Below are 23527 nucleotides of genomic sequence, written 5' to 3' on the forward strand. Positions count from 1 at the left end.
CCTGGGCGTTCATATCCGCACGCCGCGACCAGGCGGTTCCTGATGAGACACCTTGGATGTTGACAAGAGAAGCTTTCTGTTCGTTCCTCTCCACGAGATCGTCGGTGTGGCCTCGTACTCTCCCGTCCGAAGTGCCGCAGAGGCTGAGGAGGCTGTGTGTGGTTCGGCGATGACCCGCAGATTGTGCGGTGGCTGGGCGTTCTGTGGGGGAAGTCGAGGGAGAAGGCTGGTGGTGTCACCAACCTGTTGATGTCGCACCTGCTGGACACGGCATCCGTAGGGGAGGTGATCTGGGATCACTACCTTGCGCCGGCAACGCGTGACCTGTTGGACGAGGTGGCGGGCGGGACAGGGCGAGGCAGGCTGTTGTTCGCCTGGCTCTGCGGAATCCACGACTGCGGCAAGGCCACGCCGGCTCATCAGCGCCTGTGGCTCGAGGGTGCGCAGGCCGTGAACCGGGCCGGGCTGTCCTGGAATGAGCCGATGGTGGCACGGTTTCGCTGGCGGCATGATCGGGCCGGTGGCTTCCTTCTCCGGCGTGCTCTTCGAGAGGCGGGATGGCATGCGGACCAGGTGGCGTGGGTGTGGCCGCTGGTCGCGGGTCACCACGGTCTGTTTCCCTCCGAGGGACAGTTGCAGGAGCCTCGCCAGGCCAGGGGGGAACTCGCAGGCCACAGTGACTGGCGCCGTGCCCAGGCCGCGGTGATCGAGGTCTTCACTCGTGAGCTTGGATTCGCCGACCTGACCTCCGTGCAACCCGTCCTGGCACCTTCGCGCGCCACCCAGCTACATCTCAGTGGACTCGTGGTGATGGCCGACTGGATCGCCAGCGACGAGGGGCACTTCAAGGGCGTCGATGACCTCGCCCGCGTGAGTATCGAGGCGTCGAGGGAACGAGCCAGACGAGCGTGGGCTGAACTTGGCCTGCGCGGGGGATGGGGCTCTCGGCCTGAACCTGGGCCGGAGGCGTTCGAGGAGCGCTTCGCGCAGTCGCCGCGACCGTCGCAGAGACTGGTGATCGAGGCTGCTCGGACGATGGCGGAGCCTGGCATCATGGTGGTCGAGGCCCCGATGGGCGAGGGCAAGACCAAGGCTGCGTTGCTCGCGTCGGAAAGCCTGGCTGCCCGTTTCGGCGCGGACGGGGTCTTCGTGGGGATGCCGACCCAGGCCACCAGCGACCCGATCTTCACACAGGTGCGTCAGTGGCTGGGATGCATCGATCCGGAACTGTCCGCACAGGTGGCGTTGCTGCATGGCAAGCGCATGTTCAACAAGGAGTGGCGGCGGCTGCTGGAGCCCTCCCCTGATGGGACCCAGGAGCGGTTCGGGGGTGTCGACGAGTTCGGAATGGCTGACGAGGACGATGCCTACGGGTTGTCATCGTCAGACTCCCGACGGCGGGAGCGGCAGACTCCGGCCGAGTGGTTCCTGGGGGCCAAACGAGGACTGCTGTGTCCGTTCGTGGTCGGGACCATCGACCAGTTGCTGATGGCGGCAACTCGTACCAAGCACGTGATGCTGCGGATGGCCGGGCTCGCGGGCAAGGTGGTGGTGTTGGACGAGGTCCACGCCGCAGACGTCTACATGTCCAGGTTCCTCGTCGAAGGTCTGCGGTGGCTGGGGCAGGCCCGGGTTCCGGTGGTGCTGCTGTCGGCGACCCTGCCGCCCCAGCAGCGCCAGCGGCTGATCGAGGCGTACCTGGCCGGGGCGGCCTCGCGGGAGGAGTTCGCGCTCGACGCGCCGATTCGGGCAGCGGGCTATCCCTGCGTGACCACTGCCTGGTTCGACACGAACCGTCAGACGCCGGTGGTCACAACGAACGAGACGTCGTCCTGGCGGCCTGACCTTCAGGTCGAGGTGGAGGTGCTCGCCGAGCCCATCCCCGACCGCCGAGCCAGCCGCGAGAAGCGACGGCAGGCCCAACACGCCGCTGACGTCGCCGTCGCGGAGCTGCTCAGGGAGCGCCTTTCACAGGGCGGTTGCGCGCTCGTCATCCGCAACACCGTGGCCCGTGCACAGTCGATCTATGAGCTGTTGCGTCAACCTGCGTGGTTTGGGAAGGACGTCACTCTGCTGCACGCTCGACTCGCTGCCCAGGAACGGGCCGACCGCACCGAGCGCTGTCTGAAGTTGCTCGGTGCCAGGCACGACAATGAGGGTGAGGAGAACGTCCAGCGGCCGCGGCGGTTCGTCCTGGTGGCCACCCAGCTCGCCGAGCAGTCCTTCGACGTGGATGCCGACCTGCTGGTCACGGATCTGACGACCATCGACTTGTTGTTGCAGCGGATCGGCAGGTTGCACCGACACGAGAAGGTGGTTCGACCGGCAGGTGTGGACCGACCGCGCGTGGTGGTCACGGGATTCGATCCTGGCGTGGGAGAAGCGCCGGACATCCTCGGCGCGAGCCAGATGATCTACGGGCGCTACCTGATGATGCGTTCGGCCGCCGCGGTTCTCCAGGTCGCTGAGCTGACAACCGACGACGATGCGAAACCCGGCAACATCTGGGCGGTCCCGAGCCAGGTGCCGGAGTTGGTGGCGCGCGTCTATGAGCCGACCTGCGAAATGGTGCCAGCGGAATGGCGGGAGGCCGAGCGGGTCGCGCGGGAGGAGTGGGAGCAACGCCAGCGCGCACGTGCCGAGCAGGCGGACATGTACCTGCTGACCCGGTTGGGAGAGCACGAGGAGCGCACCCTGGCTGGGCTTCACTTCGCTGGGCCGTCCAGCGTGGGGACGGAGAGGGCCATGGAAGCTGTGGTTCGCGACGGTGAACCCAGCGTCGAAGTGATTCTGGTGGTGCGCGACGGAGAGCGCTACCGCACACTGGCTGGACGACCGCTGACGCACAACGGAGACGTCGCTCCCGACCTGCTTGATGAGGTACTTGGCGCGACAGTGCGACTGCCCTCGAAGTTCACCGACCTCGCCCTCGAACAGTTGAGGCCTCTGGCTGGGTGGTACGGACATCCCTGGCTTCGGCACAGCCTCGCGCTGGTGTTGGACCAGGCTGGCCGTGCCGAGGTCGACGGGCGGCCCTTCTGCCTGCCCAACGGCACAACCCTGCGCTACGACAAGGAGCTTGGACTGGTGGAGGAGGCGAGCACGGCCGGCCGGTAGGAGGCGGCCTCGGAAGGTGAACGGGATGTGCCACCCTCCGAAGCCATCCCCGCGTGTGCGGGGCCAACCTGGAACCCTTGATCCGGCACATACACAGCCACGGCTCACCCCCGCGGGCTGGTGACCACCTCAGTGGCGCGGGGCGCCCCAAAGATACCCCCATCCTTGACTCAGAGCTACAAGCTGATACTCTCTGCACTCACATACAAAGCCAGTTTCGTCCCGAGGGGCATATGGTCAACTTAGTGGACGACCCGTGGCTGCTCGCCTATCCCTGCGAGGGAACAGAGGTGAAGGAGCAGTCGCTACGGGGTCTCCTACTTGACGCGCACCAGTTCCGCGATCTTGTCGTGGACTTCCCCACGCAGAAGCCCGCGCTGTTCCGACAGGTCCTGCTGCCGGTCGTCCTCCACGCGCTCGGACGTCCACGTGACACGACCGCCTGGGTGTCACTCTTCCAGCAGCGAGAGTTCACGCAGGACCAACGTGACCGGTTGGACCGATATCTCGACGAGCACCGTCACCTCTTCGAGCTTTTCGATGACGTCAACCCCTTCGCCCAGGTCGCGAACCTGGAGGCCGTCAGCGGTGAGACGAAAGGGACGGCGTCGCTGGTGGTGACAGCGCCGACGGGCAACAACGTCCCCCTGTTCTCGTCCCGGTCTGATGCCGACCCTCTGGAGTTGACTCCCGCGCAGGCGGCACGATGGTTGATCCACGCGCACTGCTGGGACACCGCCGCGATCAAGACCGGGGCGGTGGGGGACCCGAAGGTGAAGGCCGGCAAGACCACCGGAAACCCTGTCGGCCCGTTGGGTCAGCTCGGTTTCGTCATGCCGGTCGGCAGCACCCTCTACGACACGCTACTGCTGAACCTGCCCAGCGGCCCGGCGGCGCGGTCCAACGACCGTCCTCAGTGGACGCGGCGGAACATGAACGGCAAGGTGGAGGAGACCCACTCGGTTGCTCTCCCCGCCTGGCAGCCCCGGGCGGCCGAGGGACTGCTGGACCTGTGGACGTGGCAGTCACGGCGGATTCGATTGTTCCCTGAGTACACCGACGCCGGTGTGCGCGTGTCCCGGGTGATCATCGCGGCGGGCGACCGGTTGTCCCAGGTGCCGGACTTCGAGCCGCACACGGCCTGGACGCTGGAGGCCACTGGGAAGACCACGCGGGCCAAGCAGCGAAAGCCAGTACCACCGCGCAGACCTCGACGCCATCAACCGGGCAAGGCCGTCTGGCGAGGGCTCGATGCCCTACTGGCGGTAAGCCGAGAAGACCGGGAAGCGCAAACGAACGCCACGGGATACGCGACCAGCATCCTGCTCGACCAACTCAAGGCACGGCGGGAGGAGATGCCTCTGGACTACCCGTTGCAAATCGAGGTCTTCGGAGTTGTCTACGGCAACCAGTCCGCGATCGTCGAGGACGTGATCACGGACTCCATCCCGCTGCCACTGGCGGCACTGAGTGATGACTCCTTGGCCAGGGCCGTCATCCTGGAAGTCGTTTCGCAAGCCGAGGATCTGGCGAACACGGTCAATCACCTCTCCGCCGACCTACGTCGTGCGCTCGGTGGTGAGCCGATCCCGTGGGACAAGGGACAACGGCCTGGCGAGGTGCTCCTGCATGCCCTTGACGACCTGGTTCGGCGGCTGTTGGCCGGGCTTCGTGCCGCAGGCGAGAACCGCGACCTGGTCGAGCGCGGGCATCTGGCATGGGAACAGAAGGCGTTCTCGGCTACCGCGCAGGTCGCCGAGCGTCTGTTGGGTTCTGTTCCTGGCAGCGCGTTCCTCGGTCATACGATCCAGAGTGACCGGGAACAGCGCACCTACCGTCTCGCCACCGCGGAAGCGGGCTTCTGGCGACAACTTGACCGCATTCTCTGGCGTGCCGCCGCCGAGCGGAAAAGCCGGGAGCAGGACGGCGACCAGACCACGAAAGCCGAGGAAGCATGAGCGAGAAGACCCCCTCGCGCTACTGGACGCGGTTCATCGGCGCCGACGGGAAGTGGCGTCGGGCCCGGGAAAAAAAGGACCAGATGCCGCCAGGCGAGGATCTGGCGGTGTTGCGGACAGGACTCGACCGACCAGCGGGCACGGTGTTCGCCCTGGTGCCGTTCTACACCTCTCCCATCGACGACCATGCCGCCCGCAGGGGAGAGGTTTCGGTGGAGCAGGCCGCCGAGCACGTGGCACTGGCGCTGTTCGGCCTGCACCAGCAAGGCCAACGTTCACCGATGCACAAGCCGGGCCTGAGCGTGGGACGAGCGCTGCGGCGGCTGCGGCAGACCGGCAGGTTCGCTGAAGAAGCTCTCGACCGGCGGGTCGCCGCGACGGTGAACGCGACCAGCGTCTCCGCGTTCGCCTATCGGTTGCGCGGTCTGGTCGACCAACTCCGGACCCAGGGCATCCCGCTCGACTACGACCTGCTGCTACAGGACGTCCTCGATTGGCATTACAGCGACGGGCGCCAACGAGTGCGTCGTCGCTGGGGGCTCGCCTACTTCGACTGGAGTTCCGCGTCCACCGCTGCCGCGAAGCCCACCGAATCCTGAGCAGTGCCTTCGCTCCCCCTCCGCCCTTCCCAGGGCGACGAGCGAGGTTGTCGTTCCCCGATGTCTTTCGACTGATTCACTTCGTTTCGGCGGCCATCGCCGCCACGTCGACTACGGAGATCTCATGGCCCAGCGCCGCTACCTTGACGTCCACATCCTCCAGACCGTCCCCCCGGCCAACCTCAACCGAGATGACCAGGGGAACCCCAAGGAGGCGTACTTCGGTGGGGTGCGCCGCTCCCGAGTGTCCTCGCAGGCGTGGAAGAGGGCGACGCGGAAGTTCTTCGCCGATCACGAGAACGGAGTGCCCAAGGAGGACCTGGGCGTCCGCACCAGGAGGATCGTCAGCAAGCTGGGTTCGCTCGTGGCCGAACGCACCACGGCCGTGGACGCCGAGACGGCAGGCAGGTTGGCCGCTGAAGTGGTGTCCACGCTGGGGATCACGCCGGGGAAGAAGGACAGTGAGACCGCCTACCTGCTCTTCTACGGGCGGCGCCAGCTCGTGGCGTTGGCAGACCTCCTCGCGTCGCGGGCCAGCGAACTGGCCGCCCTGGAGGAGTCGGCGCTGAAGGGAGAACTCAAGAAGCTGCCGATCGTGGACACGTTGGGCGCGGGGCATCCCGTGGACGTGGCGTTGTTCGGGCGAATGGTCGCTGACGTGCCCGCGCTCAACGTCGACGCCGCCACGCAGGTGGCTCACGCCCTGTCCACCCACGCCACCGAGCTTGAGTTCGACTACTTCACCGCTGTGGACGACGAGAACGACGACGACAAGGACGAGCTCGGGGCCGGCATGATCGGCACGGTCGGCTTCAACTCGGCCACTCTGTACCGCTATGCCACCGTGGGGCTGCACCAGCTCGTCGACAATCTCGGGGATGTGGCCGCCGCCCGCCGCGCGGCCGGCCTGTTCGTCCAGTCGTTCGCCCGGTCCATGCCCACCGGCTACGGCAACGCCTTCGCCCATCGGACTCTGCCTCACCTCGTCGCGATCAGCGTGCGCGCGGATCAGCCGGTGAACCTGGTCTCGGCGTTCGAGAACCCCGTTCCCGCGACCCAGGGCATCGCGGCCGCCTCGGCTCGACGCCTGGCCCGCGAACAGCGCACCGCTGTGCGGAACTGGGGTGATGAACCCCTCCACACGGGCCTCTGCCACAGCTTCGGGGATGACAGGGAAACCGCCGCCGAACTCGCCGAGGCGTTCGGTCCGGCACGAACCTTCCCCGAGCTGCTCACCGAACTGGACAGTCACCTCGCCGAGTTCGGGGAGAACGCCTGATGGCGACCCCCAGCCCCAGCGTTCCCAGTGATACCGGGCAAGCCGTCCTGCTCCTTCGCCTGGCGGGGCCGTTGCAGTCCTGGGGTGACCGCAGCGCGTTCAACAGGCGCGACACTCGACCCGAACCCACCAAGTCGGGAATCATCGGGCTGCTCGCCGCCGCTGAGGGTCGTCCGCGGGGCGAGTCGGTGGCTGACCTGACCGCTCTGCGGCTCGGAGTGCGCGTTGACCAGGCTGGGCGACTGCTTCGCGACTACCACACCGTCAGCGACTACCGAGGGGGCCCGCTTCCCCAAGCCGGAGTCTCGGCCAAGGGCGTGCAGAAACCCACGTCGCCGCCCAAGTTCACCCACGTCACGACCCGCTTCTACTTGGAGGACGCGGTGTTCGTGGCCGGTCTGGCCGGCCCTCGGGATCTTCTGGAGCGCCTTGACAGCGCCGTCCGCCGGCCGGCGTTTCCCCTGGCGCTGGGACGTCGGAGCTGCGTTCCGACCCAGCCGGTGAGCCTGGGCCTGCGGGAAGGATCACTGAGGACCGTGCTGGCCAACGAACCCTGGCAGGTCCCCGCCCGGGCTCAGCGGCGCGGCCCCCGCAGTGTGGACCTGCGTGTCGTGCTCGAAGGCCAGGAGGCGCTCGAAGGCCAGAACGTGCCCGACGGCCAGAACGTGGAAGAGGACCTGGCCTACGACGTGCCGGTCAACTTCGACCCCCGCGCCAGGGCTTTCACCTCCCGCCGCATCCAGCGCACGTGGCTGTCGGTTCCCACGGCCGCCACCGCCAGCGCCACCAAGAACGATCCCGACGTCGATTCTGGCCATGACCCCTTCGCTCTCCTCGGCTGGTAAGCACATGCCCTACCTATCCCGAATCAGGATCAACCCGCTGCGTAAGGCAAGTCGCCGTATGCTGGCCAACCCCCGCGACCTACACGCCGCCGTGGTCAACGCGATTCCCGACCATCCGACTACTGAACGCAGCCTGTGGCGCCTGGACGCCGACGACCCGCGTCGGCCACACCTGGTTGTCCTCACCCAGTCCCGGCCGGATTGGAACCACCTCGTCGAGCAGGCCGGATGGCCGGAGGCCGACGGCGAGCACTTCGTGATCGCCGACTACAACCCGCTGCTGAGACGTCTGCGGGCTGGTCAGGAGTTCGCCTTCCGCCTGACCGCCAACCCGGTGCAGAACACCCGGACGCCGGACAAACCCACGGAGCGGCAGGCGCAGGACGACACCGTCACCGCACGGAGGCGTTCATATCGACTCGGCCATCGAACCGCGGCCATGCAACTGAGGTGGTTTCTTACCCGGACCCTCAAGTGGGGATTCGACGTGCCCGAAGCCTTCACAGCGGAACCAGCCGTCGACATCGATCCTCACACCACGCCCGAGGCTGAGACGGATAGCAGCCTTGACCAGGCCCCGCGGGACGTGCGGATCATCGCCCGCGAACGCCGCTCGTTCAGCAAGCGAGACGGGAAACCGCCCGTGGTGTTGTCCACCGTCACCTTCCAGGGCCGGCTTCGCGTCACCGACCCAGAGCTGCTCACCGAACGGCTTCTTGCCGGGATCGGACCGGGAAAGGCCTACGGTTGCGGACTGCTCACCCTCGCTCCACTGACGAAGCCGTCGACGGGGACCGGTGACGCGCGTGGCTGACATCTGGTGGAAGGCCGACCCGCTCGACCTGCACCGCTTGGTTGACCGAGTCTCAAGCATCTACGTGGAACGGAGTCATATCGACCGGGACGAGAACGCCGTCGTCCTGATTAACAAGCGTGAGACCGTCCGGGTGCCTGCCGCCCTGATCGCCGTCATGCTGCTGGGCCCCGGCACTCGTATCACCCACGGTGCCGTCAACCTGCTCGGCGATTCCGGCACAGCCGTGTGCTGGGTCGGCGAGCAGGGCGTCCGGCTGTATGCCTCGGGATTGGGACCCAGCCGCGGTGCCGGACTGCTGAATCGCCAGGCCTGGTTAGTCAGCCGCCGTCAACATCGTCTTGCCGTCGCCCGAGCCATGTACGGGATGCGTTTCCCGGGCGAGGACGTCTCCGAGATGACGATGCGGCAGCTCCGCGGCAGGGAAGGAGCCCGAGTGCGCAAGCTCTACCAGTCGCACTCCCGGCGCACCGGTGTCCCGTGGAACGGCCGCGTGTACCGCCCCGGCGAACCCTTCGCGGCGGGCGATGACCTGAACAGGCTGCTGTCGGCGGCCAACGCCGCCCTTTATGGCATTTGCCATGCCGTCATCGTCGGTCTGGGCGCCAGCCCAGGGCTCGGCTTTGTCCACACCGGTGCGGCCACCTCGTTCGTCATGGACATCGCCGACCTGTACAAGGCCGAGTACACCATTCCCCTCGCGTTCGACCTCGCCGCCAAAGGACTTGTCACGGAGCGAGATGCCCGGGTCGCCCTGCGAGACCGCATCGCCGAGAACCGCCTTCTGGGCACGATCATCCGGGACGTGAAGGCGCTGCTGACTCCTGAAGGGGCCGAGGGCGAGGACCTCGACCAGGACCTCAACGAGTTGTGGGACGAGGAGGTCGGGTCGGTCCCTGGCGGAGTCAACTGGTCCAGCGAGCCGATAGACGATATCGCCATGTCGCTGGTCGATCCCGGGATGGGGGAACGGCACATAGCGGTGGTCGGTCCGGAGTTCGACACTCCCAGTGACGGGTTGAGGCGGCCAGGACCAGCGTCATCGTGCTCATCGCCGCACCCGAGGGACTACGTGGGCACCTGACCAGGTGGATGGTGGAGGTCAACGCCGGAGTGTTCGTGGGGAACCCGAGCCGGCGCGTCCGCGATCGGCTCTGGGACCTGCTGGCCAGTCGGATCGGTGAGGGACAGGCGGTGCTCGTGGAGCCTTCCGACAATGAGCAAGGGTGGGCCGTTCGCACCGCGGGCCGAGACCGTTGGTATCCAGTCGACTTCGACGGACTGGTACTTTCGGCACGTCTCCGCCGATGAAGCCGCAGGTCAACAAGTGTCGTCCCCGCCCGCGCGGGGATAGCTCCACCTGCACGTTGACGGTGGACCAGGACATCGCGTCGTCCCCGCCCGCGCGGGGATAGCTCGAACTTCGATTCGGAGTCGTCCTTCTTGCCGCGGTCGTCCCCGCCCGCGCGGGGATAGCTCGTATCACATCGACGAGGCGGTGGAGGCTCTGTAGTCGTCCCCGCCCGCGCGGGGATAGCTCCCACTTCAGATGAGGACTGTGATGGCCCCCAAGGTCGTCCCCGCCCGCGCGGGGATAGCTCGCGTGCGGTGCGAGGGCGTTCACAGACGGCTGCGTCGTCCCCGCCCGCGCGGGGATAGCTCCCTCTACGACCGCCGCCGGGGCCGGGTCGCCACGTCGTCCCCGCCCGCGCGGGGATAGCTCCTGGTGGTTGACTGCACCCGCCGATCGGGGGTAGTCGTCCCCGCCCGCGCGGGGATAGCTCCCGCCGTCGCCGCTATCCCTGGCTGCCCGGCCTGTCGTCCCCGCCCGCGCGGGGATAGCTCGCCGAGAGACCGGGCGCACCGGCTCAGGACGGGGTCGTCCCCGCCCGCGCGGGGATAGCTCCCTGCTGCCGCTCGCCAGCCGCCAGGTCGGCCAGTCGTCCCCGCCCGCGCGGGGATAGCTCCTCGACCCGCACCACGAAGCGGTCTTCGATCAGGTCGTCCCCGCCCGCGCGGGGATAGCTCCTCGGCGATGGTGCGGCGCGGCCGCAGGCCTTTCGGCCTGCGCGGTGACCGGTGGCCCGGCGATTGTGGGAGGCGGTGCCGCCGCTCTCGGCGGCCTCGCCATGGCCATCGACGGCATCAAGGGCGCCGCCGAAGGCATCAAGAAGAACAGCAACAGGCCGTCGAACGTGGAGCCGCCCCACGAAGGTTCGCGGAACTATGACGTGTACGATCCCGCCAACAAGGGAAGAAGAATCACGGACATTGACATCATTGAGAATAGAATTCTCTGGGAGAGGAAGTCTGCTGCTTGGGTACAAATCCCCGAAGATTGGGTGCGGCAACAGGTCGTCAAAAAGCTGAACTCCTACATTGAGGCACAGAAGTACATGCCTGGGTGCGAAAGGCGCCGATCGGAATCCGATTCGAGAAGGCGGGCGTCGAAACCGCGCCGCGGAAAGAAATTGAGAACGGCGTCGACGCGGTGTGTGGAAGTAACCCTGATGTGAAAATCCTCTTGGAGTTCTGGTAATGGGATACGTGTTCGAAGTTGAGGGTGAGACCGTGTGGAGCCCGTCGCTTGACATTGGTCATCTGTTTATGGATATCGCTAATAGGCTCTCTGAGGATCTGAAACAAAGCCACGGGATGTCGTTGATGGCGAGCGACTTCATCGACATCGACCGAGACGCCTTCGCTGCGTTCGTGCGGTCCATGCTCAACAGCTCGGTGATGACAAACTTGACCTACTACGTGCTGTCTCGGGGATTCCTTGCGACCTGCCTGGCGATGTTGGAGCGTGCGGGCTCCCCTGTTGCCCCTCAGAACTCGGAACAACAGGATCTCGTGGCGTTCGGAAAGGCTCTTCTGGGGCACATGCCCACCAACTAGGTGTGCTCGACCTGTAATCGGGTAGACGCTTGGTCGAGCTTCTGACGCGGAAAGCCCTTGAACGGGCTTTCCGCGTCAGGTGACAAAAACGCATCTGGTGCCGGAATCGCCCTGCCGGAACTGCCTGGAGCGGCAGCCGAGGGGGGATGGCGTCGAGGTGGGACAGGGAGGGAGAACGCCTCGGTCAGGCAGGCCGGTTGGGGCCTGGCCTGGTCCCGGGAGTGGTCGGGACCAGGCCATGGCGAGGGCGCCTGTCAGGGGCGGGGGATGGAGATGACGTTGTAGGGGGTGGTGGGGGTGGGCGTGGTGTTGAAGCGGGCGTTGGGCAGGTAGAGGCGGTCGCGGAAGGAGGCGACGGTGGTGGGGACGTCGAAGCGGGGGTCGGTGACCCGCTTGGTGAGGGTGGCGGAGTGTCCACTGTGGTCCAGGCTGAGGACGGCCACGGTGTTCAGGCGGTTCTGGACGACGTAGAGGGTGTCACCTTCGCGGAGCAGTCCATCGCCGCGGGGCAGTTGCTCGCCGTGGAGGTCGACGGCCTTGGCGACGCCGGAGGCCGGGTCGACGCGGAAGAGGATGCCGGTGTTCCACTGGATCACCAGGAGGGCCTTCCCGTCCGGGGTGGTGGCGATGCCGTTGGCGTTGGTGCCCTCCCGGTACACGATGTCACCGCTCAACCGGAGGCGGACGACGGCCGAAGGAGCGGGCAACTCCCCGTCGCGCCCCAGGGGGAGCTGGTAGAGCACCGGCTGCGTCGAGTCGGTCAGCCACACGGCGTCCGGGGTGAGGACCACGTCGTTGACGAAACTCGCGCCGGTGGCGAGGCGGTAGGTGGCCAGCAGGTTCCCGGTGCGGCTGTCGATCACCTTGAGGTCGCCCCCACCGCCGCCGGCGACGAAGAGCCGGCCCCGGGAGTCGACCTTTAGGCCGATGGCGGGGGAACCGGAACCCTGGCGCAGCGTCCTCCCGGTCCCGGTCGCCAGGTTGGCCTTGTAGATGGCTCCGGTCCCCATGGACCCGAAGTAGGCGTACCCGTCGGAGTCGATCGCGATCCCCTCCGGCCGGAAACCGGCGGGCAGGGAGAACGACGACGGGTAGGCGCCGGCCTCGGCCGTGCGGTGGGCGGCGACCGGCGCGGCGGCGGCCGCGACCGCGAGGACCACCGAGGCCATCTCCACCCACAGACTCCGTCTGCGCATGATCATGTCCTTCCCGAACCCGGCGACGTGTGGTCGCCACGAGTGGTGTCCGTTCGTTCGGGCGGCGGACCCGGGGCACGGGGTCGGGCGGCGGGAAGAAGAGAGGTGGGCCTCGCGGGCACTCACGGCGCCCAGCCAGGTCATCGGCGCGCCCACCACGGCCAGCGACCCTCCCTCGGCCTTGTCGTCCGTCGGGCGAGTTCCCCGGGACTCCGATGTAAGCGCGCGGAGGCGGGCCGTGTCGAGCCCTCCCCTGGGGGTGTGTCACCGGGTGAGACACGCCAGGGGAGCGGAACACGAGTACGACGAACGCGAGAGGACGAACGTCGGCGTCGCGATCGCTGGCACCGCGGGCGCCGGCGTCACGAACGCGAGAGGACGAACGTCGGGGTCGCGATCGCTGGCACCGGGGTCGTCGGCGTCACGAACGCGAGAGGACGGACGTCGGGGTCACGATCGCTGGCACCGCGGACGTCGGCATCCCAAACGCCAGACGACGAACATCAGTATCACGAGCACCAGCATCACGAGCACCGGCATCACGAACGCCGGCACTACGAGCGCCAGTACCGCGAACGGCGGTACGACGGCACCAACAACACCAGTACCACGGACGCCAGTACGAGGAACACGAGTACCGCGAACGACAGTGCGCCGAACGGCTTGGCTTCAGAACGCGGACAGTCGACGAGCCGGGGCTCAGGCCTCGCGGGCACCGGCCCGCCGCGCTGGGAGGGGCGGACGACAGCCGTGGCTTGAATGATCATGTGGAGGGGGTGCGGGAGAGGTGTCCCTTGTGGACGGCGGGGCCGGGGTGCGGCCGGACGGGGGCTGGGGTACTCCGGGAGCATGGCGCGGATGCGTGGGGTGGTCGAGCGCCCTGAGGGGCTCGTCCACCAGCCCGACCTGCTCGACGAGGCCGAGGAGCGGTCCCTGCTCACGGCGGTCGAGGCGATGCCCCTGCACGAGGTGCGGATGCATGGGCAGGTGGCCCGTCGCACGGTTCGTCACTTCGGGTTCGACTACGGCTACGAGTCGTGGCGGCTGACGCCGACCGATCCCCTGCCCGAGGAGTTCTGGTGGCTGCGCGACCGCTGCGCCCACCTGGCCGGCCTCCGGCCGGAGTCCCTGGCGCAGACGCTCATCGCCCGCTACCCGCCCGGCGCGACCATCGGCTGGCACCGCGACGCGCCGATGTTCGGCCCGTCCGTGGTCGGGGTGTCGTTGTTGTCGTCGTGCCTCATGCGGTTCCAGCGCCGTGTCGGCGAGGAGCGGCGGGTGTACGAGCTGGAGCTGGCGCCGCGGTCGGCCTACGTCCTGTCCGGCGCGGCGAGGTCCGCGTGGCAGCACAGCATTCCTCCGGTGCCCGAGCTGCGGTACTCCATCACCTTCCGCACCTTGCGCGACCCCGCCCGGTGAGGCGGGGCGCCGGCCGAGGGCGCGCCGGAGTGAGACCGTCGCCCCGGCGCCCCCGCGTCGGCGGGCGGCCGAGATGGCGCGACCCGAGGCTCCTCCTGGTAACAAAGAAAGAAATGCGTGAGCTTCCTCGCGGCGTGTTCCGGCGGCTCGGTGGGGAAAGTGGCTGCTTTCTTTCAGTGGCCGAATTTTCGTGTCCACGGCGTGAATTGTGATCATGGGTTCCCGTCGACGCCGTCCGGAGTAGCGGGCGGCCGGTGTCGCGCGCGGCGGCGGGTGCGCGGGGCGCGACGGCCGTTGCCCTGGACGGACGCGGGGCGGCTACTCCCGCCCCTTCGAGGTCGGGGACGCGCCCGTCGCGGCGGGGACGTGTGGCTTTCACGGAAGCGAACGCCCGGTCGAGTGTGGTGGTGATACGGGCGTCCGCACAGGTCGGTCAAGGCGGGGGAACGGTGAATATCGCCCCTCCGTCCGGTGAACGCCGGGGTGGCCGGATGCCGCCTAGTTCGCGCGGCGTAGCCCTGTCGCCGATCACTCGGACGGCTCTGTCCCCTCGATCTCGGCCGCCGGTAGCGTCGTCGCCGTTCGGAAATGCACCGGAAACCCGGATGTTTGGCGACACGACCCTGCCCCTCGTTCCGTCGCCATCCGTCCTTTGCTGGCACGCCAGGACTTGGGGGTCGTCGCGTGAAGGCACTGTCGTTCGAAGCTCCGGGAGAAGCGGTTTTCGGCACCCGCGAGGTGCCCGTTCCCGCGCCGGGAGAGGCGCTGATCCACCTCGGGTACAACTCGATCTGCGGCAGCGACCTGTCGCTGTACCGGGGCGTCTGGCACGGCTTCAGTTACCCCGTCGTGCCCGGTCACGAGTGGAGCGGCACCGTCGTCGAGGTCAACGGACCCGGCGCCGAGCTGGTCGGCCGCGACGTGGTCGGCGACCTCACCTGCGCGTGCGGCTCCTGCGCGGCGTGCGGGCGGGGGACACCGGTGCTCTGCGAGAACCTCCAGGAGCTGGGGTTCACCCGCGACGGGGCGTGCGCCGAGTACATGACGATCCCGACCGGCAACCTCCACGTGTTGCCGGAGGGCCTGTCGCTGCGGGCGGCCTGCCAGGTGGAGCCGGTCGCCGTCGCCCTGCACGCGGTGTCCACTGTGGGCGTCGAGCCCGGTGAGCGCGTGGCCGTCCTCGGCGCGGGCGGGATCGGCCTGATGCTGATGCAGGTGGCCCGGCAGCGCGGCGGCGTGATCACCACGGTCGGCGAGCCGGTCGCGGAGCGCAGGGCGGTCGCCGCCCAGCTTGGCGCGCGGACGGTGACCACCGGCCGCCCTGGCGAGCTGGCGGAGCTGGTGGCTAAGCACCCCGACCTCACGCCGGACGTCGTGCTGGAGGCCTCCGGCTACCCGGTCGCGGTCCAGGAGGCGATCGAGGTCGTGCGCCCTGGCGGCCGGATCGGGCTCGTGGGGTACCGGGTCGAGGAGGTCGGCCCGATGGCGACCCACCACGTCGCCGTGAAGGCGTTGACGATCAGGGGTTCGTTGGGGCCGGGCGGTCGGTTCCCCGAGGCCATCGACCTGCTCGCGCGGGGAGAGATCGAGGTCGAGCCGCTGCTCAGCCACGAGTTCGCGCTGGACGACCACGCCAGGGCGCTGGACCTCGCGCTGCGTCGCGCCGAGGGCAACGTCCGCTCGTTCTTCAACCTCCGCGCCTGAACACGCCCGTCCGACGGCTCCTGTCGGCGCCTGTCAGTGTCCGTGAGCGCCTCACTGTGCCCGACGGCGCGTGTCAGGGCTGGCGGCGAAGCGTCCCCGCGTCGACGACGACGCTCCACCCGCGCCCGCAGCGCCGGGCGACCTCCCAGGGAGCGATCCGTGTCCCACCCAGCCGCGTCCACCGACCCGCCCACACCCGCGGGTGAGCCGTCCACAGAGGACAGCTCGTCCGACGGGGCCTCCGCGCGGGGCACGGGTTCCCGGAGGACGACGCGGCGCCTGTGCCTGTTCTTCGGGCTGCACGAGCTGGTGCCGTTCTTCCCGCTCTACCCGTTGCTGTTCGCCGACCACGGGCTGTCCACCGCCGGCATCTCGGGTCTGCTGGCCTTCTGGTCGGTCACGGCCTTCGTGCTGGAGGTGCCCTCCGGCGTCCTGGGCGACATGTTCTCCCGCCGCCGGCTGCTCGCCCTCGGCGTCGCCGTGCGCGCCTGCGGGTTCGGCCTGTGGGTCGCCTTCCCGTCGCCGTGGGCCTTCGCGGCGGGGTTCCTGTGCTGGGGCCTGTGCGACGCGTTGACCTCGGGGACGCTGGAGTCGCTGGTCTACGATGAGCTGCGCGCGGCGGGCGCGACCGGGCGGTACGCGGCGGTCATGGGGAGCGGGCGGGCCGTGTCGCTGCTGTCGACGCTCACCGCGATCACGCTGGCCGGGCCGCTGTTCGCGCTCGGCGGCTACCCGGCCGTTGGGGTGGTCAGCCTCGGCAGCGGGCTGGCCTGCGCCCTCGCGGCCCTGTCGTTCTCCGAGCCGCCGAGGGAGCAGGTGGACAGCGAGGGCGGAGGGTGGCGCTGGTACGTGGCCACGTTCCGCGCCGGGGTGTCCGAGGTGCGCGGGGACCGGGTCGTGCTGCGCGCGGTGCTGGTCGCCGCGTCGCTGCACAGCATGACGGCGATCGACGAGTACTTCCCGATGCTGGCCAGGGCCAACGGCGCGTCGACGACGATGGTGCCGGTGCTGGTGGCGGTGACCGTCGTCTGCGCCGCCGTGGGCAGCGGCCTGGTCGGCAGGACCGCGCACGCGCCGTCCGGCGCGCTGGGGCTGGCCCTGTTGGCCTCGGCGGCCCTGCTGGCCGCTGGAGCGTTGAGCGGGCTCCAGTCCGGCATGCTGGCCGTGGGCGTGAGCTTCGGCCTGGTGCAGTGGGCGCTCGTGCTGGCCGACACCCGGCTCCAGGACGCGATCACCGGGCCGGCCAGGGCGACCGTGACCTCCGTGGTCGGGTTCGGCTCCGAGGTGGCCTCGGTCGGCTTCTACCTGGCCGCCGGCGCGGTCTCCACCGTCACCTCCATGTCCACGCTGGTCGCCTGGTTCGCGGTGCCGCTGGTCCTCATCGCGGTGGTCGCGTTCCGGTGGCTGCGCCGGGAGCCGTGTCCCACCGGCCAGGTCCGCCCCGAGCCGGAACCGCGGCGGCGCGACTGACCCCACCGGCGCCGGAGCCCGGCTCGGCCCACCGCCGACGGACACCGTCCCCCCGCACTGGTTCACCCACACCCGCGCCCGCCGCCCGGCGGCCATCCCGCACCCGTGTCCGTTCCCCGACCCACGAGGAGCACGTCCCATGACCCGGACCAACGAGACCATCGCGACGATCACGGACTGGAGCCGCTCCGCCGAGCACCTGCGCCGGTCGCACGAGGTCACCACGAACCCCCGTCCGGACGAGGACGGCCAGTACCCCTGCGTGCTGACCAGGGGTTCTGGGGCGCGCGTGCACGACATGGACGGCAACGCCTACCTCGACCTCACCTGCTCGTTCGGCACCGTCCTCATCGGACACGCCGAGCGCGAGGTCACCGACGCGATCAGGGCGTGCCTGGACGAGGGGAACCTGTTCTACACCGGCCCGAGCCCCCGGCGGCTCGCCCTGGCCGAGCGCCTCCTCGACTGGTTCCCCTGGGCCGACCAGGCGTTGTTCTACCGGACCGGGTCCTGCGCGGTCTCGTCCGTCGCCCGGCTCTCCCAGCACGTGACCGGCAGGACCGCCGTGCTCACCTCCGGCTACCACGGCTGGCACGACTGGCACCTGGAGGCGGTGCCGGAGGCCAAGCTCTTCCCGTCCTATGCCACGGAGTTCCACGACGACCTCGACGTCTACCGCGCGTACCTGGACCGGCACGCGGACGAGATCGCGGCCGTCGTCGTCACCCCGGAGCCGACCCGGCACCCGCTGGAGCACTACCGGACGCTGCGCGACCTGGCGGCCGAGGCCGGCTGTCTGTTCGTGCTGGACGAGGTCAAGACCGGCATGCGGGCGGGGAAGGGCGGGCTCAGCGCCCGCGCCGGGCTGGAGCCCGACGCCGTGACCGTCTCCAAGGGACTGGCCAACGGGCACAGCATCTCCGCCGTCGTCGGCAGCCGCCGGATCACCGAGGGCCTCGCCGAGGCCCACGTGTGGTCCACCTACCAGAACGAGCAGGTGGGCTACGCCGCTGCGTTGTCCACTGTGGACTTCTTGTTGCGGGAGGACGTGGCCGGCGTCGTGGAGCGCACGGGGCGGACGGTCGAGCGGGCCTTCCGGAGCGCCTTCGCGGAGCGGGGTCTCCCGGTGGAGGTGCACGGCTGGGGGCCGATGTTCGACCTCGACTTCTCCGCCGCGGAGGAGGACCTGCCGGAGCGCCTGCAACTCGCCCTGCTGCGGCACGGCGTCTTCTGCGACGTCGGCGACGACTTCAACCTCATGTACCGGATGGCCGACCACCTCGACGAGCTGCTGGAGCGGGTCACCGCCGCGATCGCGTCCGTGTGAGACGCCGGGCGGGGCCGGACCCGAGGGGAAGGGGAAGCGGATGCTGCTGATCTCAGCGGACGAGGCCGCGCGTCGGACCTACGACGCCTGTGTGGTCGGCAGCGGCGCCTCGGGATCCGTGGCCGCGGCCGTGCTCGCCGAACGGGGGCTGTCCGTGCTCGTCGTGGAGCAGGGCGGCCCGATCCCGCCCGGCGCGGACGTGGAGGACCACGAGGACCCCGACGGGTGGGCGTTCGCGCGTCGCCACGGGCGGTGGACGCGCGACGGCTTCCCGTGGACCGCCATGGCGCTCGGCGGCGGCACCGTGTTCTACGCCGGGATGTCCTACCGCTACCAGGACTCCGACCTGGCCCCGCCCTCGTCGCTGCTCGGCGAGGCCGACTACGACCACTGGCAGGTCGGCCTCGCCGACCTGGAGCCGCACTACGAGTGGATCGAGTACCAGCTCGCGGTGGCCGGGCCGTCCCGGAAGCGGGTGGGGGACTACGTGTTCCCCGTCTACCACCGGCCCAGCCTGCCGCCCACCCCGCCCGGGTTGGCGCTCGCCGAGGGCGCCCGCGCCCTCAACCTGACGCCCCTGCCCACCCCCGTGGCGATCAGCGGGATCCGGGACCGGTTCGGCCCCGGGTGCGCGCAGGCCACGCCCTGCACGTCGTTCTCCTGCCCCACCGGGGCGAAGGCCGACGTCGTCAGCCGGGTCCTCGCCCCGGCCGAGGGCGACGTCTCGGTGCTCGTCCACACCCGGGTCGACCGCCTTGTGGCCTCCGGCTCCCATCGGGTCGACGCCGCCGAGGTGGTCGACCGGGGGACCGGCACGCGCCGGACCCTGCGGGCGCGCCGGTTCCTGGTGGCCGCCAACGCCATCCAGTCCGCCGCGTTGCTGCTCCGGTCGACCAGTCGGCTCGAACCCGACGGCCTGGGCAACGGCAATGGCCTCGTCGGCCGCCACCTGGCGATGAAGAACAGCGTCTACGTGCGGGGAGTCGTGCCGCGCAGGCTTCCCGGGTACACACCGCTGCGGCACCGGTACTCCAGCGTCTGCGTGTTGGACTACCTGACCGGAGAGGAGTTCCCCGACGGCGTCGGCGGCCTGATCCACGAGGCCAACCCGTGGGAGCCGGCGGCCGAGCGCGAGGCCGAGCGCGGCACCGTGCTCCAGGTCGAGTGTCTGCTGGGCGACCGGCCCCAGGCGCGGAACCGGGTGCGGCTGTCCCGCACGCGCGACCGCGACGGCTTTCCCCGCATCGTCCTCGACTACGAGCCCCACCCCGCAGACCTCACGCGGTTGGCCGTGTTGTCCGAGCGCGCCACCGACATCCTCACCAAGGCAGGGGCGATCGACGTGCGGGAGGTGGACACCGCCTACGAGCTGGGCAGCGCCCACCTGCACGGCACGCTGCGCTCCGGCCGCGATCCCCGCACCTCGGTGACCGACCCGTTCGGCCGCCTGCACGGCTACGACAACGTGTGGGCCGTGGACGGCGCGACCTTCCCGTTCGCCGGCAACCCCAACCCCACCCTGACCATCCAGGCCAACGCCCACCGGATCGCGTCCGCGATCGACTGACGGGCCGGGCGTCGGCCCCGCCACACCGGTTCCTCACACCGGTTCCTCACCCCGGTTCTTCACACCAGCTCCCCGCGCCGGCTTCCCTCACCGGCTTCCCCATCGGAGGTAGAGACATGCGTGTCCTCGGGCTGAACGGCTGGCCCCGCGACTTCCACGACGCGTCGGCGGCCCTGCTCGTCGACGGCCGGATCGCGGCCTTCGCCGAGGAGGAGCGGTTCACACGGAAGAAGCACGGGTACAACACGGCCCCGGTGCAGGCGGCGGCGTTCTGCCTCGCCCAGGCCGGCCTGACCGTGGACGACCTCGACGCGGTCGCGTTCGGCTGGGACCTGCCGGCGATGTACCGCGAGCGACTGGGCGGCTGGCCGCACTCCGACAGCGAGGCGCTGGACATCCTGTTGCCCAGGGACGTGTTCCCCCGGCGCACCGATCCACCGCTGCACTTCGTCCAGCACCACCTGGCCCACGCGGCGAGCGCCTACTACTTCTCCGGCGAGGACCGTGGCGCGGTGCTCATCGTGGACGGCCAGGGCGAGGAGGAGTGCGTGACCCTCGCCCACGCCGAGGGCGGCAAGATCACCGTGCTCGACACGGTCCCCGGCGCGTGGTCCCTGGGGTTCTTCTACGAGCACGTGAGCGAGTACACGGGGCTCGGCGGGGACAATCCCGGCAAGCTCATGGGACTGGCCGCGCACGGGACCACAGTGGACGAGACGCTGTCCGCCTTCGCGTTCGACTCGGACGGCTACCGCCTGAACCTGATCGACCCGCAGGCCCGTGACCCCGAGGACTGGGACGAGTACTCGGTGACCGAGCGGGCGTGGTTCGCCCACCTGGAGCGGATCTACCGGCTGCCGCCGAACGAGTTCGTCCGCCGCTACGACCCGGCCAAGGGGCGGGTCGTCCGGGACACCCGACGGGACCCCTACGAGTACCGCGACCTCGCGGCCACGGCGCAGGCCGCGCTGGAGCGGGCGGTGTTCGGCCTGGCCGACTCGGTGCTGGCCCGCACCGGGGAACGCACCCTGTTCGTCGCTGGGGGCGTGGGCCTCAACGCGACCATGAACGGCAAGCTGCTCACCCGGTCCACTGTGGACAAGATGTTCGTCCCGCCGGTGGCCAGCGACATCGGGGTCAGCCTCGGCGCGGCCGCCGCGGTCGCCGTCGAGCTGGGCGACCGGATCGCGCCCATGGGCGACACCGCGGCGTGGGGGCCGGAGTTCTCCCCCGACCAGGTGCGGGCCGCGCTCGACCGCACCGGCCTGGCCTACCGGGAGCCGGCGAACCTGGAGCGCGAGGTGGCCGCCCTGATCGCCTCCGGCAAGGTGGTGGGCTGGGCCCAGGGGCGGGGCGAGGTCGGCCCCCGCGCGCTGGGGCAGCGCAGCCTGCTCGGCTCCGCGCACTCGCCGACCATGCGCGACCACATCAACCTGCGGGTCAAGGACAGGGAGTGGTGGCGCCCGTTCGCCCCGAGCATGCTGCGGTCGGTCAGCGACCAGGTACTGGAGGTCGACGCCGACTTCCCGTACATGATCATGACGACGAAGGTGCGCGCCGCCTACGCCGAACGCCTGCCGTCGGTGGTGCACGAGGACTGGTCCACCCGGCCGCAGACCGTGACCGAGGCGAGCAACCCGCGCTACCACCGGATGCTCACCGAACTCGGCGACCTCGTCGGCGACCCCGTCTGCCTCAACACCTCGTTCAACGACAGGGGCGAGCCGATCGTGTCCTCCCCGGCCGACGCCCTGCTCACCTTCTCCCGCCTGCCGATCGACGCCCTGGCGGTCGGTCCGTACCTGGTCACGAAGGACCTCCGCCACTAGGCCACCACGCGTCAATCCCGTTGACTCCCAACAGGATCGCCAGTTTCACGAGGCCCCGACCCTCACCAGGCTCACCACGTCCACGGGACTCACCTCCCTCGTCAGTCCTCAGTGGACACATCACGGCCGGCGACAGAGTCGCCGGCGCCGGCGACGTCACCGAAGTGCCCCTCCGGTCGACCACGCGGCCGCCCCCGTCACGCCCGCAGAGGAAGGGTTCGTCGACCATGCCCGTCCACCTCGCGATCAACAACGGAACACCCGTGCGCACCCGGCCGTGGCCGGTCTGGCCCCAGCCCGCCAGGGGCGCGCTCGACGCGCTGGAGCGCGTGCTGCGCTCGGGCCGCTGGGCGATCAGCGGCCCCTACCGGGGCATCGAGTCGGCCGAGCGCCGCTTCGCCAGGGACTTCGCCGCCTACAACGGGGTCGCGCACTGCGTCCCCGCCGCCAGCGGCACGGCCAGCCTCATGCTCGCGCTGGAGTCCTGCGGCGTGGGCGTCGGCGACGAGGTCATCGCCCCCGGCCTGTCCTGGGTGGCCTCGGCCTCCACCATCGTCGGCGTCAACGCCGTCCCCGTCCTGGTCGACATCGACCCGAGGACCCTGTGCCTGGACCCGGCCGCGGTCGAGGCCGCCATCACCCCCGCCACGAAGGCCGTCGTCGTCGTGCACCTGTACTCCGCCGTGGCCGACCTCGACGCGCTGCGCGCGGTCGCCGACCGGCACGGGCTGCCGCTGATCGAGGACTGCGCACAGGCCCACGGGGCCGAGCACCGGGGTCGCAAGGTCGGCTCCGTCGGCGACGTCGGCACGTTCAGCATGCAGCACAGCAAGGTGCTCACCAGCGGCGAGGGCGGGGCCGCGATCACCAACTCCGCCGAGCTGGCCCGCAGGATGGAGCACCTGCGCGCCGACGGCCGCTGCTACCCCGACACCGCCCCCGCGCCGGGCCGCATGGAACTGGTGGAGACCGGGGAGCTGATGGGCAGCAACCGCTGCCTGTCGGAGTTCCAGGCCGCCGTCCTCGTCGAACAGCTCAGGGAACTGGACGAGCAGAACGCCCTGCGCCGCCGCAACGCCGAACTGCTCAACACCCTCCTCGCCGAGCAGGGGCTGCGCCCGCAGGCCACCTCGCCGGGCACCACGTCCCGCACCTACTACGTCTACGCGGCGGAGCTGCCCGACGACGCGTTCGTCGGCCTCCCGATCACCACGGTGACCGAGGCGCTCACCGCCGAACTCGGTTTCCCCATCTCGCCGGCGTACGCGCCGCTGCACACCAACCGGCTCTACGCGCCGGCCTCCCGCCGTCGGTTCGCGCTCGGCGAGGAGCACGAGAAGCGGATCGACCCCGCCCGGTTCCACCTGCCGGTGTGCGAGCGGCTCACCCGGCGCCTGATCACCTTCCACCACGCCGCGTTGCTGGGCGACGAGTCCGACATGCACGACATCGCCGCCGCCGTCGCCAAGGTGCTGCGGCACCACGGGGAGCTGCGGGCCTGAGCG

Annotated in this window: 18 protein-coding genes and 1 CRISPR repeat array; of the genes, 17 read left to right on the top strand and 1 reads right to left on the bottom strand. The window is 69.6% G+C overall.

Annotation, left to right across the window (positions count from 1 at the left end; translation table 11 throughout):
* Nucleotides 1–156 precede the first annotated feature (156 nt).
* The 10 genes from cas3 (at nt 157) to LX15_RS24900 (ending at nt 11510) form a co-directional block, all read left to right on the top strand.
* Nucleotides 157–3117, top strand: a complete 2961-nt coding sequence (cas3, locus tag LX15_RS24855; RefSeq protein ID WP_253672075.1) for a CRISPR-associated helicase Cas3' — start codon at nt 157–159, stop codon at nt 3115–3117.
* A 245-nt stretch (nt 3118–3362) separates the two neighbouring features.
* Complete coding sequence (gene casA / locus LX15_RS24860) at nt 3363–5075, top strand: type I-E CRISPR-associated protein Cse1/CasA (RefSeq protein WP_253672076.1); 1713 nt, start codon at nt 3363–3365, stop codon at nt 5073–5075.
* Entirely contained in the window at nt 5072–5674 is a 603-nt protein-coding gene (gene casB, locus LX15_RS24865) for a type I-E CRISPR-associated protein Cse2/CasB (protein ID WP_253672077.1), read from the top strand. The genes casA and casB overlap by 4 nt, the downstream gene beginning before the upstream one ends.
* 124 nt (nt 5675–5798) lie before the next feature.
* Nucleotides 5799–6953, top strand: coding sequence for a type I-E CRISPR-associated protein Cas7/Cse4/CasC (gene cas7e, locus LX15_RS24870; RefSeq protein WP_253672078.1), 1155 nt, complete (start codon nt 5799–5801; stop codon nt 6951–6953).
* Nucleotides 6953–7798, top strand: coding sequence for a type I-E CRISPR-associated protein Cas5/CasD (cas5e, locus tag LX15_RS24875; protein WP_253672079.1), 846 nt, complete (start codon nt 6953–6955; stop codon nt 7796–7798). Before cas7e ends, cas5e begins: the two co-directional genes overlap by 1 nt.
* 4 nt (nt 7799–7802) lie before the next feature.
* Nucleotides 7803–8612 carry a type I-E CRISPR-associated protein Cas6/Cse3/CasE gene (cas6e, locus tag LX15_RS24880; protein WP_301305208.1) on the top strand — a complete coding sequence of 270 codons (810 nt, stop codon included), beginning with the start codon at nt 7803–7805 and terminating at the stop codon, nt 8610–8612.
* Nucleotides 8605–9696 (top strand): type I-E CRISPR-associated endonuclease Cas1e, encoded by a 1092-nt coding sequence (gene cas1e, locus LX15_RS24885; protein ID WP_253672081.1) that lies wholly within the window; start codon nt 8605–8607, stop codon nt 9694–9696. The genes cas6e and cas1e overlap by 8 nt, the downstream gene beginning before the upstream one ends.
* An 8-nt stretch (nt 9697–9704) precedes the next feature.
* Complete coding sequence (gene cas2e / locus LX15_RS24890; RefSeq protein ID WP_253672082.1) at nt 9705–9923, top strand: type I-E CRISPR-associated endoribonuclease Cas2e; 219 nt, start codon at nt 9705–9707, stop codon at nt 9921–9923.
* Nucleotides 9924–9941: 18 nt separating this feature from the next.
* A CRISPR array of direct repeats spans nt 9942–10640; the repeat unit is 28 nt; unit sequence GTCGTCCCCGCCCGCGCGGGGATAGCTC.
* A 44-nt stretch (nt 10641–10684) separates the two neighbouring features.
* Nucleotides 10685–11128 (top strand): hypothetical protein, encoded by a 444-nt coding sequence (locus tag LX15_RS24895; RefSeq protein ID WP_253672083.1) that lies wholly within the window; start codon nt 10685–10687, stop codon nt 11126–11128.
* 22 nt (nt 11129–11150) lie between these two features.
* Nucleotides 11151–11510: a DUF6086 family protein gene (locus LX15_RS24900; RefSeq protein WP_253672084.1), complete on the top strand. Its 360-nt coding sequence runs from the start codon at nt 11151–11153 to the stop codon at nt 11508–11510.
* Between the two features lie 254 nt (nt 11511–11764).
* Here the strand turns inward: LX15_RS24900 and LX15_RS24905 are convergent, their stop codons facing one another.
* Nucleotides 11765–12706: an SMP-30/gluconolactonase/LRE family protein gene (locus LX15_RS24905; RefSeq protein ID WP_253672085.1), complete on the bottom strand. Its 942-nt coding sequence runs from the start codon at nt 12704–12706 to the stop codon at nt 11765–11767.
* Between the two features lie 858 nt (nt 12707–13564).
* On the opposite strand from LX15_RS24905, the gene LX15_RS24910 reads away from it, so the two are divergent.
* The 7 genes from LX15_RS24910 to LX15_RS24940 all read left to right on the top strand — a co-directional run bounded on the left by LX15_RS24910 (nt 13565) and on the right by LX15_RS24940 (nt 23524).
* Nucleotides 13565–14125 carry an alpha-ketoglutarate-dependent dioxygenase AlkB gene (locus LX15_RS24910; RefSeq protein ID WP_253672086.1) on the top strand — a complete coding sequence of 187 codons (561 nt, stop codon included), beginning with the start codon at nt 13565–13567 and terminating at the stop codon, nt 14123–14125.
* 684 nt (nt 14126–14809) lie between these two features.
* Nucleotides 14810–15829 (top strand): zinc-dependent alcohol dehydrogenase, encoded by a 1020-nt coding sequence (locus LX15_RS24915; protein ID WP_253672087.1) that lies wholly within the window; start codon nt 14810–14812, stop codon nt 15827–15829.
* Between the two features lie 159 nt (nt 15830–15988).
* The gene (locus tag LX15_RS24920; protein ID WP_253672088.1) at nt 15989–17299 is read left to right on the top strand and encodes an MFS transporter; all 1311 of its coding nucleotides are present in this window, start codon (nt 15989–15991) and stop codon (nt 17297–17299) included.
* Between the two features lie 139 nt (nt 17300–17438).
* Nucleotides 17439–18626: an aminotransferase class III-fold pyridoxal phosphate-dependent enzyme gene (locus LX15_RS24925; RefSeq protein ID WP_253672089.1), complete on the top strand. Its 1188-nt coding sequence runs from the start codon at nt 17439–17441 to the stop codon at nt 18624–18626.
* A 40-nt stretch (nt 18627–18666) separates the two neighbouring features.
* Nucleotides 18667–20193, top strand: a complete 1527-nt coding sequence (locus tag LX15_RS24930; protein WP_253672090.1) for a GMC oxidoreductase — start codon at nt 18667–18669, stop codon at nt 20191–20193.
* Between the two features lie 116 nt (nt 20194–20309).
* A complete protein-coding gene (locus LX15_RS24935; protein WP_253672091.1) occupies nt 20310–22022 on the top strand; it encodes a carbamoyltransferase family protein in 1713 nt (570 codons plus the stop codon).
* Nucleotides 22023–22249: 227 nt separating this feature from the next.
* Complete coding sequence (locus LX15_RS24940; protein ID WP_253672092.1) at nt 22250–23524, top strand: DegT/DnrJ/EryC1/StrS aminotransferase family protein; 1275 nt, start codon at nt 22250–22252, stop codon at nt 23522–23524.
* Nucleotides 23525–23527: the final 3 nt, after the last annotated feature.

The organism is Streptoalloteichus tenebrarius, assembly GCF_024171885.1.
GTDB classification, from domain to species: Bacteria; Actinomycetota; Actinomycetes; order Mycobacteriales; family Pseudonocardiaceae; genus Streptoalloteichus; species Streptoalloteichus tenebrarius.

Bases quoted from the DNA above. Each gene is read 5' to 3' on its own strand.
- casB (WP_253672077.1), top strand. From the start codon at position 5,072: ATGAGCGAGAAGACCCCCTCGCGCTACTGGACGCGGTTCATCGGCGCC.
- cas7e (WP_253672078.1), top strand. From the start codon at position 5,799: ATGGCCCAGCGCCGCTACCTTGACGTCCACATCCTCCAGACCGTCCCC.
- cas5e (WP_253672079.1), top strand. From the start codon at position 6,953: ATGGCGACCCCCAGCCCCAGCGTTCCCAGTGATACCGGGCAAGCCGTC.
- cas6e (WP_301305208.1), top strand. From the start codon at position 7,803: ATGCCCTACCTATCCCGAATCAGGATCAACCCGCTGCGTAAGGCAAGT.
- cas2e (WP_253672082.1), top strand. From the start codon at position 9,705: ATGGTGGAGGTCAACGCCGGAGTGTTCGTGGGGAACCCGAGCCGGCGC.
- LX15_RS24900 (WP_253672084.1), top strand. From the start codon at position 11,151: ATGGGATACGTGTTCGAAGTTGAGGGTGAGACCGTGTGGAGCCCGTCG.
- LX15_RS24905 (WP_253672085.1), bottom strand. From the start codon at position 12,706: ATGCGCAGACGGAGTCTGTGGGTGGAGATGGCCTCGGTGGTCCTCGCG.
- LX15_RS24910 (WP_253672086.1), top strand. From the start codon at position 13,565: ATGCGTGGGGTGGTCGAGCGCCCTGAGGGGCTCGTCCACCAGCCCGAC.
- LX15_RS24925 (WP_253672089.1), top strand. From the start codon at position 17,439: ATGACCCGGACCAACGAGACCATCGCGACGATCACGGACTGGAGCCGC.
- LX15_RS24930 (WP_253672090.1), top strand. From the start codon at position 18,667: ATGCTGCTGATCTCAGCGGACGAGGCCGCGCGTCGGACCTACGACGCC.
- LX15_RS24935 (WP_253672091.1), top strand. From the start codon at position 20,310: ATGCGTGTCCTCGGGCTGAACGGCTGGCCCCGCGACTTCCACGACGCG.
- LX15_RS24940 (WP_253672092.1), top strand. From the start codon at position 22,250: ATGCCCGTCCACCTCGCGATCAACAACGGAACACCCGTGCGCACCCGG.